Below are 2,425 nucleotides of genomic sequence, written 5' to 3' on the forward strand. Positions count from 1 at the left end.
ATGGACCAGGGAAAGGAAAGCACGTCACAGACTCCGGATGTATTTCAAAGTGAATGATTACTTCTTCACTCTCACATATCCGAAAGAAGAACGTCCGGCGGACATGAAGCAAGCGGTAAAAGATTTTGAAGATTTTTATAAATATTGCAAGAAAGAATACCGGAAACGTGGCGAGGAACTCCGGTGGCTCCGGAATATTGAATGCACGCCATCTGGTAACTGGCATGTTCATGTAGTTCTGAACCGAATCCAGGATACCGATCTGATCATAGCTGCAGCTTGGAAGCATGGGAAGGTTCGGAATAAGCAGTTGCTATACGAAAAAGGAGAGTTCCGGAAACTCGCCCAGTACATCACAAAAAATGAGAAAACACAGAAAAAATATGTGGAGGACGGTGTTCTGGATCACAAGATCAAAGAAGCGAGTTTTTCAAGATCCAGAAATATGCCGCTTCCGGAACCGGAGACGGATATTCTGTACCGGTGGCAAAAAGAACCGAGACCGAAAAAAGGATACTACATAGTAAAGGACACCTATTTTGAAGGAATCAACAAAGCAACCGGATTTCCATATCGGCATTATGAAATGATCCGGATAAGGAGGACGGAAGATGAAGATAGAACTGTTCACGGAAGTAAACTTCCGGGGACCAACCGCAAAAAACGGAAAGTGCATCGCTCTGGTAGAATGCGAGACTAAGAAAGGACCGGCGGTCAAAGCACAGATCGAGACCGAACAGAATACGACCTACCACAGAATGAAAAACGCCGGAAAGAATTATTTATAGGCACCACAGGAAGTTAATATATCACAATTTCGCAGAGCGCATGGCTGCCCGGTGCGGCAGCCAGAAAGGAGCGACATGAAAAAAGAGTTACTGGAGATCAAAAGAACTCTAACAATAGATAGGTACAATATCACAAGGATAACCGGATATATCGTAGATAATGACCGGAACTGCAGGTTGGAATTTGTCAAAAACTTTTTAAACCTCGAAGAGACGGAAATATTCAAATACTTGGATATCTTCAAAAAGGTCTTATCTGGAAAGCCTGGAAGAAATATATTTCAGTTGGAGTTTAAGGAGGAAACAAGAAAGCGGCATCTTGCCACGATTGTAAAAACAGGATTAGAAGACAATGATGTACGCCAGATCTTCCTGGAAGAGATTGCAGAGTCTATTGGCATATCGAATAAAGGGTATTCTTTGATTCTAATTGCCAGCGGAATCTACGACATTCCGGGAATTGCCACGGACGGAGCGGATCTGGATGAAAGTGAAGAGGTTTATGAGTACATGATCGGATGTATCTGCCCGGTAAGCTTATCGGCAGCAGGATTATCTTATAAACCAGAACTGGCAGATATTCAGGAACGTACAAGAGACTGGGTAGTAAGTATGCCGACACAAGGATTTTTATATCCGGCATTTACAGACCGCCACGGAGATCCGGAACATATCTGGTACTACAGCAAAGTTCCGGATAAACCGGACGCAGGCCTGATCACGCAGACACTCCGATGCGGGATGCCATCCACACCAAAAGAGCAAAAAGAAGCTTTTAGGGAAGGGTTAAATGCAGCAGACGGAAAAGTAAGCCTGGAACAGGCGAAAGATATTTATCATTACCTTGGAAGAATCCGTGAAATAAAAGCAGAATCCGACAACCGGATATTAAAAGGCACGGAGCTGGAAAACGTATTAAAAAGCATCGGGATAGATCCGGAACTGGCAGCAGAAAAAACAAAAGACTGCGACGCGGCTGAAATCGATGCGGACAACACAGTGAGCACGAAAACATTTGAAATTGGACTTCCAGATGCACATGTATCGGTAAGCGCAGATAGAACGGACCTTGTTACCTTAGAAGTAATTAACGGGGAGAAATACATTCTGGTAAAAGCGGACGGAGATATAAATGCAAACGGAATCATTTTAGAGAACCGGGAGGGTGAGAAAGATGAAGAGGAAGACGACTAAACCAGGCAATATGCGGACGTTCATATACTCGGTAAGCAAGAAAATGCGCAAGGTAAGACGGAAAGGAACAAAAAAATGAAAGTTGGAGATAAAGTAAAGTTAAGGCGCAGGATCTCCCAGAAGGGAGGTAAAACCAGACTTGCCACGGAAAAGGTCACGATTCTTGGAATCTATCCGCACCATGTGCAGGTCAGGAATCAGAAAGGGATTGTGAGGAGCTATACAAACTGGGAGTGGCAGCAGTTGACTAGTGAAAAAGGAATGGAAGGCGTGGAATCATGGCGCAGAAAAGGGTAAATAATGACTGAAAAAGAAGTATGTCTGATGTGCGAAAACTACTCTGAAGACACAAAATGTGATCAGCATGATAGATGTAAGCTCATGGCGGTGCTAAAAGAGAATCGGGCACTAAAGAAAAAAGTAAGCCAGTTGAAACGCCAATT

3 protein-coding genes are annotated in these 2,425 nt (G+C 43.7%); all 3 read left to right on the forward strand.

Annotated elements, in window-relative coordinates; genetic code table 11:
• On the forward strand, positions 1-700 hold a 700-nt coding region (locus PG766_RS16235), incomplete at its 5' end, for a rolling circle replication-associated protein (RefSeq protein ID WP_270591319.1).
• A 163-nt stretch (positions 701-863) separates the two neighbouring features.
• A complete protein-coding gene (locus PG766_RS16240) occupies positions 864-1,982 on the forward strand; it encodes a DUF4317 family protein (protein WP_270591321.1) in 1,119 nt (372 codons plus the stop codon).
• Between the two features lie 75 nt (positions 1,983-2,057).
• Positions 2,058-2,279 (forward strand): hypothetical protein, encoded by a 222-nt coding sequence (locus PG766_RS16245; RefSeq protein ID WP_270591323.1) that lies wholly within the window; start codon positions 2,058-2,060, stop codon positions 2,277-2,279.
• The last annotated feature ends 146 nt before the right edge of the window (positions 2,280-2,425 follow it).

It is taken from the genome of Coprococcus sp. LG101-27, from assembly GCF_027695515.1.
In the GTDB taxonomy this organism is placed as follows: Bacteria; Bacillota; Clostridia; order Lachnospirales; family Lachnospiraceae; genus Allocoprococcus; species Allocoprococcus comes.